This is a genomic window from Amycolatopsis sp. NPDC051071 (genome assembly GCF_040682875.1).
Taxonomy (GTDB): Bacteria; Actinomycetota; Actinomycetes; order Mycobacteriales; family Pseudonocardiaceae; genus Amycolatopsis.
In genome coordinates this window covers 1-8546 of the sequence record NZ_JBFBBY010000254.1, presented here as the reverse complement: position 1 = coordinate 8546, position 8546 = coordinate 1, and the positions used below count along the sequence as shown (strand labels likewise).

The window sequence follows — 8546 nt, the reverse complement described above, 5'->3', positions numbered from 1 at the left end:
GCTACGACAAGTACGCCACCACTTACCTCGGCGGAGTTCTCCTGGCATGCCTGGTCATCCACCACCGCGTCCGCAATTAGCAGACACGCCCTAGCCGCCACTTCGCCGCCGCGCACCGAAGTCATCGCCCCACCGGCCGAAAGCGCCGCCGGGTTCCCACGTGGACGACCACCACAGTGGCGGCGAGCGGATGCGCGTCGGTGCGCGCCCCTGGGGCCGCGAAGCAACAAATGTCCTGTTTGGACGATCTGACCACCACCGGCACACTCGCCACCGGGCACACGTTCCAAGCCGACTGGGCCGGTCTGACATCGACCGGTTTTCCCGTCCCCAAAGGCGTTCCCGGCTGACTTCTCCGTGGTCATCCGCTTCGGTCATCGGTGAGCCGGTGCAGCCTGAGCGCGAGCTGAAGTTCCAGCGCGCGCTCGGGTGTTTGCCACTCCTCGCCGAGCAGTGAAGCGATGCGGTCCAGCCGCTGCACGACGGTGTTGACGTGCACGTGAAGCAGGTCCTTCGCACGCGTCAAATTGCCGCCACAGGAGAAATACGCCCGCAAGGTGCCGATCAGATCCGTGCCGCGCCGCTCGTCGTAGCCGAGCACCGGCCCGATCGTGGCCGTCACATACGCGGCCAGATCGGCGTGCTCACCCAAAAGCAGGCCGACGAACCCGAGGTCGGCCAGGCTCGCGCCTTCCCCCGCCCGGCCGAGTGCCAGCAGGGACGTGACGCAGCGCGCGGCTTCGGCGTGCGCCTCGGCGAGTGCTCGCGGGGAAGCGGCGGGGCCCGCCGCACCGACCGTGACCACACAGTCCATTGTGGACGCGAGTTCCGCGGCGACGGACCGCGCCAGCGCACCGGGATCGTCTCCCCGGACCAGCAGGACGACTTCGTCGGCGTGGACACCGACCAGATCGGCGCGGCGGGCGGCGGCCGCGGCCAGCCGTCGCCGTGAGACGTCGCCGGAATGCGCGATCAGAACAGCATGCGGTGTCGACAAATCTACCCCCAGTCGACGACCTCGCGCCATCAAGGCGGCGGGATTGCGACCCGGCGCGGTGAGCAGATCCGACAGCAGTTCCCCACGCACCTCGTCTTCGGCTCGCGCGACGGATCGCCGCTGCATCAGCAAGACCGCGGTGACCACGCCCGCCCGTTCGAACAGCCGCCGGTCCGCCTCGCCGAGCGGCGGCCCGCCACCCAGCACCAGACTGCCAAGGAACTCCTGCCCGGCCTGGACAGCGCAGACCCAGCCGTCCTCGGTGGACACCGCGCGGCCGCTGGCCCGCGACGCCGAGACGGCGGTCCGCGAGAGGCGCGGCTCCCCGGCCGTCGAGGCCAGGACAACGCCGTCCGCGTCGTAGACGGCGATGCCGCCGCCGAGCACCCCCGCGACCGCGGCGGCGACCTCGGCCAGATCACCACCACGCAGCACGAGATCCATCAGCCGGTCGTGCGCGTCCCCCGCACGGCGCATCGCGTCGTTGTGCGCGCTGATCGTCGCGTTGGCGGCGTTCAACTTGGCGACCGCGCGCCGCGTCTCATCGAGCAAATGCGCGTTGTCCAGCGCGATCGCCGCGTGGTCGGCCAGCGAGGACAGCAGCGCGACCTCTTCGGGCGAGAACTCCCGTGCGGTCCGGTCCGAGGCGAACAGGACACCGATGACCTTGCTGCCGATCGCCAGCGGCACCCCGAGGATCGCGGTCAGCCCCTCGTCAAGCACACCGGTGTCGATCGACGACGTGTGGTGGAACCGCTTGTCGTTGAAGTAGTCCGACGTCGCGTACGGCCGCGCCGTCTGCGCGACCAGCCCACCGAGCCCGTCACCCATCCCCAGCGCGATGTCCTGGAACAAGGCCGAAACCGAACCATCGGTCACCCGGATGTAGGTGTTGCCCTCGGTTTCGTCGTTGAGACTGAGATACGAGACGTCCACGCCGAGCAGTGCCCGCGCCCGCCGCACGATCGAGCGCAGGACGGCGTCCGGATCGTCGAGCCGGGCGAGGTCGCTGGCCGTGTCGAACAACGCGGCCAGCTCCGCCTCGCGCCGCCGGTGCTCGGCGACCGTGTCCCGGATCCGCAGCGCCAGCTCGGTCGCCTTCGGATCGACCGGGACGTGCGCCAGCTGCTCGCTGCCCGCCCCGGAGGCGAGCAGTTCGAGCAGCCGGCGCAACTGCGCGGAACTGTCCACAGCGGTCATGCTGACACGTGAGCGCGCTCCGTGAGAACTTCCGCGTGGAGGGACTCACCCTTGGTCTCGCGGGCGACGAGCAACGCGATCACGGTCAGCGCGCACATCGCGACGACGTAGAGCGAGACCGGGATCGTGCTGCCGAACTTCTTGAACAACGCGACCGCGATGAGCGGCGCCACCGCGCCTGCCGCGATCGACGACAGCTGCCCGCCGACCGAAAGGCCGGTGTAGCGGATCCGCGTCGGGAACTGTTCGGAGAAGAACGCGGCCTGCGGGCCATACATCGCGCCGTGCAGGATCAGCCCGACGGTCGCCGCGAGAATGATGACACCCGGGTTCTTCGTGTCGAGCATCGCGAAGAACGCGAAACTCCACGCCGCCATGCCGATCGCGCCGAAGAGGTACACCGGGCGTCGTCCGATACGGTCGGAAAGGATGCCCCACAAGGGAATCGTCACGAAGTGCACGGCCGAGCCGATGAGCACCGCGTTGAGTCCCACCGATTTCGGCAGGCTCAACCCGGTCGTGACGTAGACGAGGATGAACGCGGTGATCACGTAGTACGAAACGTTTTCCGCCATCCGCGAGCCGATCGTGATCAGCACCGCGCGCCAGCTCTTCTTGAACACCTCGACGACCGGCGCGTGTTCGGGCTCGCTGTTCGCCCGCGCGGCGAGGAACACCGGCGATTCGCTGACCGCGAGGCGGATCCACAGGCCGATGATCACGAGCACCCCGGAGAGCAGGAACGGGATCCGCCAGCCCCAGCTGAGGAACGCCTCGTCCGTCTGTGTCGCCGCGAGGATCGTCAAAACCGCCGTCGCCAGCAGGTTCCCGCCCGGCGCGCCGCATTGTGGCCACGACGCCCAGAACCCGCGGCGCTTGTCGTCACCGTGCTCGGAGACGATCAGCACCGCGCCACCCCATTCACCGCCGAGGGCGAAACCCTGCACCAGCCGCAGGAGTGTGAGCAGGATCGGCGCCAGGACACCGACACTGGCGTACGTCGGGAGGACACCCATCGCGCAGGTCGAACCACCCATCAGCAGCAGGCTCAGCACCAGCAGCTTCTTGCGGCCGACGCGGTCACCGAAGTGGCCGAACACCAGCCCGCCGATCGGCCGCGCGAGGAAACCGACGGCGTAGGTGAGGAACGCGAGCAGCGTGCCGGTCAGCGGATCGTTGGTGGGAAAGAACAATTTGCCGAACACCAGCGCCGCGGCGGAGGTGTAGAGGAAGAAGTCGTACCACTCGATCGTCGTTCCGATGAGACTGGCGCTGACGACCTTCGCGATCGAGCCGCGGTTCTGCGTGGTCACCGGGACGTCCTTTCCTTGGTGGGAGTTCACGCGGCGGTCCAGCCGCCGTCGAGGGGAATCGAGGTGCCGGTGACATGGTCGGCGTGGTGACCGCACAGCCAGAGGACGCACGCGGCGACGTCTTCGGGTTCGATGAGCCGTTTGATCGCCGAGCGGCGCAGCAGGACTTGCTCGATGACGGCGTCGCGTTCGAGGCCGTGCTCCTCGGCCTGCGCCTGGAGCTGGCCGGTGACCAGCGGGGTCCGGACGTAGCCGGGGTTGACGCAGTTGCTGGTCACGCCGTGTTCCGCGCCTTCGAGCGCGGCGACCTTGGAGAGGCCTTCGAGTGCGTGCTTCGCGGTGACGTACGCGGATTTGAACGGGCTCGCGCGGAGACCGTGGACGCTGGACATGTTGACGACACGGCCCCAGCCGCGTTCGTACATCTGGGGAAGTACCCGGCGGATCAACAGGAACGGTGCGGTGACCATGAGCGACTGGAGCCGGATGAACGTCTCCGGCGGGAACTCGTGGATCGGCGCGATGTGCTGGAAACCGGCGTTGTTGACAAGGATGTCGATCTCGGCCGGGAGGGCTTCGACGGCCCGCGCGTCGGTGAGGTCGGCGACGTGCGCGATGCCGTCGACCTCGGCCGCCGCCTTCTCGACGGCGTCGTCGATGTCGACGAGGTGGACCTTGGCCCCGGCTTCGGCGAGCGCTTCGGCGCAGGCCAGCCCGATCCCGCTCGCCGCGCCCGTGACCAGCGCGGACTTCCCGGCCAGATCGCTGTGATACGCACCACTCATGCCCGACGACGTTAGGTCGCTCCCGGCACTTAAGCCATGTGGTTACGCACTACACCTACTCAAGATCCCATGGCCCCTCACCACACTCCCCGCAATTAGTCCTCTAGTTGCGGTAGTTGGTGGTGCGAACTACCGCAACCAGAGGACTAATTGCGGGAGGGGCGGAGGTCAGCCCGCCGCGTCCGAGATCGACTTCGCCTCCCGGGCACCGGCTTCGAAGGCTTCGCACGAGAAGAGCAGCCAGGCCCGGACGCCCTCGGGAGTCCCGGCACTGAAGGCCGAAGCGGCTTCGAGGTACTTCGGCACTCGCCGGAAGTACGCGACCTCGGGGACCGTCAGCGCCTTCGGGTCCAGGCCGGTCGCCACCGCCGAAAGCCGCGCCGCCGCCCGCGCGACGACGCCGTCCGCGGAACCGAAAGGCTTGAGTGCCAACAGTTCCCCGTGTACGACGGCGGTCAGCACCGGACCGGGGACCGACGTCGCGCCGGTGACCAGTTGCGCCAGCATCTCCAGCCGCCGCCCGACATCGCCGGACGACCGCGGCCGCCCCAGCGCGTCGGGATCCGACACCAGATCCGAAGCGGCGAGCAGATGCAGCCGCGCCAGTGCCTGCAGTGGCGCGCGCCGCCACGTCGGGAGCAGGCCCTCCAGCGTCTCGGCGACGCGCAACGCCCCCGTCAGCACCGGATCGGTCACTTCGCCGGATTCCGGCAGTTCGGGTGCGGCGCCTTCGATCCCGGCCGACGCCCGCGCCGACCGCACGGACGCTTCGGCGGCCGTCGCCGCGCCGCCACGCAGGTTCGCGGGCAGCCGGTGGACGGCGAACACCGCGTCCTGCGCCGCTTTCGCGGCCGCCGCGACGCCTTCGAGGTCCAGCAGCGGCTTCAGCGGATCCGTCACGCGTCCAGCACCTGACCCGCGCGCCGCACGACCGGCGCCTGCACCGACCACGGGAAGTTGATCCACCGGTCCGTATGCTTCCAGACGTACTCGCCTTTGACCTCGGAGCGCGGCTTCTCGTAGACGACCGCGCAGCGCACCTCGGCGACGTGGTCGGCGCAGAAGTCGCGGACCAGCTTCAACGTCGCACCGGTATCCGCGACGTCGTCGGCGACGAGCACCTTTTTCTTCGTCAGGTCGACGACGTTCGGCACCGGCGGCAGCATCACCGGCAGGTCGAGGCGCTGGTCGACGCCGGTGTAGAACTCGACGTTCATCACATGCAGGTTCTTCACGTCCAGCGCGTAGCCGAGCGCGCCCGCGACGAACAGCCCGCCACGCGCGATCGACAGGATCAGGTCCGGCTCGAAGCCGTCGTCGGCGACGGTTTGCGCCAGCTCCCTGCTGGCCGTCCCGAACAACTCCCAAGTGAGTTCTTCCCGCTCCTCGGCCATGCTGCCTCGCCTTCTCGATCGTTCCCGCGAGCATAGGCAACGGCTCAGTGGCCTTCTCGAATGCTTCGGAAATGGATCTCCAGCAAGGCCATTACCAGGGCATACGGTCGGCATCGTGAACGACTGGAACCACCACGCGACCCTGACCGGCGAGCGCGTCCGCCTCGAACCGCTGACCCCCGGCCACGCGAAGGGCCTGTTCGAAGCGGGGGCCGACCCGGAGATCTGGACCTGGCTCAGCCTCCGGCAGCCGCGCGACGTCGCCGCGGCCGAAGCGATGGTCGACGACATCCTCGCCGACACCGGCCGCCGTGCCTGGGCGCAGCTCGACACGCGCACCGGCGAGGTCGCGGGGACGACGTCGTTCTACGGGATCAGCGCGCGGCACAAGACCCTTTCCCTCGGCTACACGTGGATCGGCACGCCCTGGCACCGGACCGGGCTCAACCGCGAGTCGAAACTCCTGTTGCTACGCCACGCTTTCGACGACCTCGGCGCACACCGCGTCGCGTGGGAGACCGACATCCGCAACCTGCGGTCGCAGAAGGCGATCGAACGTCTGGGCGCGCAACGGGAAGGCGTGCTGCGCGCGCACCGCGTCCGGCCGGACGGAACCGTCCGTGACACCGTTGTCTACTCCGTCACCGGACCAGAATGGCCGGCGGTCCGTACCGCCTTGGCCTCAAGCGGATGAAAGCCGCGCACAACCACGGTGCAACCTTTTACTTCGCGTCGTAACGTCGATAGCGTGCCAACGGGCGTGAAGACACGCGAATCACAGGAGGCATCGCACCATGACCGAGCAGTCGCCGGCACTGGACAATTTGCTCACGGAGAGCAGGACCTTCCCCCCGAGCGAGACCTTCAGCGCACAAGCGAATGCCACCGCCGACTTCTACGCCGAAGCCGAGGCCGACCGGGAAGCGTTCTGGGCCAAGCAGGCCGAGCGATTGCACTGGGACACGAAGTGGTCGCAGGTATTGGACTGGACCACTGCGCCGGTCGCGAAGTGGTTCGTGGGCGGGAAGCTGAACGTCGCCTACAACTGTGTCGACCGCCACGTCGCCGACGGGTACGGCGACCAGGTCGCCATCCACTGGGTCGGCGAGCCCGGCGACAACCGCGACATCACCTACGCACAGCTGAAGGACGAGGTTTCCCGGGCCGCGAACGCCCTTGAGTCCCTTGGCCTCGCCGCGGGCGACCGGGTCGCCATCCAGATGCCGATGGTCCCCGAAGCAATCGTCGCGATGCTCGCGTGCGCCCGCATCGGCGCTTTGCACAGTGTCGTCTTCGGTGGTTTTTCCCCGACAGCGCTGCGATCCCGGGTGGACGACCAGGCGGCGAGGGTCGTCATCACCACCGACGGCCAGTACCGCCGCGGCAAGGCCGCCCCGATGAAGGCCAATGTCGACGAAGCGCTCGAAGGCGCTGAATCGGTCGAGAAGATCATCGTCGTCCGCCGTACCGGCGACGAGGTGCCCATCACCGAAGGCCGCGACCTCTGGTGGCACGAACTGGTCGACAGCCAGTCCGCGGAGCACGCGCCGCAGGCGTTCGACTCCGAGCATCCGCTCTTCATCCTTTACACCTCCGGCACCACCGGTAAGCCGAAGGGCATCCTGCACACCTCCGGCGGATACCTGACCCAGGCGGCGTACACGCACCACAACGTTTTCGACCACAAGGCAGGCGAAGACGTCTACTGGTGCACCGCCGACATCGGCTGGATCACCGGGCACACCTACATCGTGTACGGGCCGCTGGCGAACCGGACGACGCAGGTCGTCTACGAAGGCACGCCGAACACCCCGCACGAGGGCCGTCACTGGGAGATCGTCCAGCAGCACAAGGTCTCCATCTACTACACCGCGCCCACGTTGATCCGCACGTTCATGAAGTGGGGCAACGAGATCCCGGAGAAGTACGACCTCTCCTCGCTGCGTGTGCTCGGCAGCGTCGGCGAACCGATCAACCCCGAAGCGTGGATCTGGTACCGCGAAAACGTCGGCGCGAACTCCGCGCCGATCGTCGACACGTGGTGGCAGACCGAGACCGGCGGGATCATGATCTCGCCGCTGCCGGGTGTCACCTCCACGAAGCCGGGCTCCGCGCAGAAGGCGCTGCCGGGTATCTCGGCGAAGGTCGTCGACGACCAGGGCAACGAGGTCGGCAAGGGCGGCGGCGGTTACCTGGTGCTCGACAAGCCGTGGCCGGGGATGCTGCGCGGCATTTGGGGCGACGAAGAGCGTTTCCGCGAGACCTACTGGTCCCGCTTCGCCGACCAGGGCTACTACTTCGCCGGTGACGGCGCGAAGTACGACGCCGACGGCGACATCTGGCTGCTGGGCCGGGTCGACGACGTGATGAACGTGTCCGGGCACCGCATCTCGACCACCGAGGTCGAGTCCGCGCTGGTCTCGCATCCGACCGTGGCCGAAGCCGCCGTCGTCGGCGCGACCGACCCGACCACCGGACAGGGCATCGTCGCGTTCGTCATCCTGCGCGGCAACGCGGTCGACGGCGGCGAGAAGGCCGTGCAGGAGCTGCGCAACCACGTCGCCAAGGAGATCGGGCCGATCGCGAAGCCGCGGCAGATCCTGGTCGTGCAGGAACTGCCGAAGACGCGTTCCGGCAAGATCATGCGCCGTCTGCTGCGCGACGTCGCCGAGAACCGCCAGGTCGGCGACGTCACCACACTGGCCGACTCGTCGGTGATGGACCTGATTTCTTCGGGTCTGAAGTCCGGCAAGTCGGAGGAATAGCTGCTCAAGTGTCATGAGGGGTCCCCATAGGACAAATTTCGTCCTATGGGGACCCCACATGACATCAACCACACCAACCACACCCCGCGTCG

General features: G+C 68.1%; 7 protein-coding genes and 1 pseudogene. 3 read left to right on the top strand and 5 right to left on the bottom strand.

Translation table 11 applies throughout. From position 1 onward, the window contains the following. Window positions 1-176 precede the first annotated feature (176 nt). Window positions 177-347, top strand: a pseudogene (locus AB0M65_RS39120) (tannase/feruloyl esterase family alpha/beta hydrolase); the annotation flags it as partial. A 14-nt stretch (window positions 348-361) separates the two neighbouring features. Here AB0M65_RS39120 and AB0M65_RS39115 read toward each other — a convergent pair. From AB0M65_RS39115 to AB0M65_RS39095, 5 genes are all read right to left on the bottom strand, one after another. Further along, window positions 362-2197 (bottom strand): GAF domain-containing protein, encoded by a 1836-nt coding sequence (locus AB0M65_RS39115; protein ID WP_364040094.1) that lies wholly within the window; start codon window positions 2195-2197, stop codon window positions 362-364. Next, window positions 2194-3510 carry an MFS transporter gene (locus tag AB0M65_RS39110; RefSeq protein WP_364040091.1) on the bottom strand — a complete coding sequence of 439 codons (1317 nt, stop codon included), beginning with the start codon at window positions 3508-3510 and terminating at the stop codon, window positions 2194-2196. Before AB0M65_RS39110 ends, AB0M65_RS39115 begins: the two co-directional genes overlap by 4 nt. Window positions 3511-3536: 26 nt before the next feature. Beyond that, window positions 3537-4295 (bottom strand): 3-hydroxybutyrate dehydrogenase, encoded by a 759-nt coding sequence (locus AB0M65_RS39105; protein WP_364040088.1) that lies wholly within the window; start codon window positions 4293-4295, stop codon window positions 3537-3539. 168 nt (window positions 4296-4463) lie between these two features. Beyond that, window positions 4464-5195, bottom strand: coding sequence for an oxidoreductase (locus AB0M65_RS39100; protein WP_364040085.1), 732 nt, complete (start codon window positions 5193-5195; stop codon window positions 4464-4466). Then, on the bottom strand, window positions 5192-5689 hold the full coding sequence (locus tag AB0M65_RS39095) for a phosphoribosyltransferase (protein ID WP_364040082.1): 498 nt from the start codon (window positions 5687-5689) through the stop codon (window positions 5192-5194). The genes AB0M65_RS39100 and AB0M65_RS39095 overlap by 4 nt, the downstream gene beginning before the upstream one ends. Window positions 5690-5804: 115 nt before the next feature. Here AB0M65_RS39095 and AB0M65_RS39090 point away from each other — a divergent pair, with 115 nt between their 5' ends. Together AB0M65_RS39090 and acs are read left to right on the top strand one after the other, a co-directional pair. Next, a complete protein-coding gene (locus AB0M65_RS39090) occupies window positions 5805-6383 on the top strand; it encodes a GNAT family protein (RefSeq protein WP_364040079.1) in 579 nt (192 codons plus the stop codon). A 100-nt stretch (window positions 6384-6483) separates the two neighbouring features. Continuing rightward, complete coding sequence (acs, locus tag AB0M65_RS39085; protein ID WP_364040076.1) at window positions 6484-8454, top strand: acetate--CoA ligase; 1971 nt, start codon at window positions 6484-6486, stop codon at window positions 8452-8454. Window positions 8455-8546 lie beyond the last annotated feature (92 nt).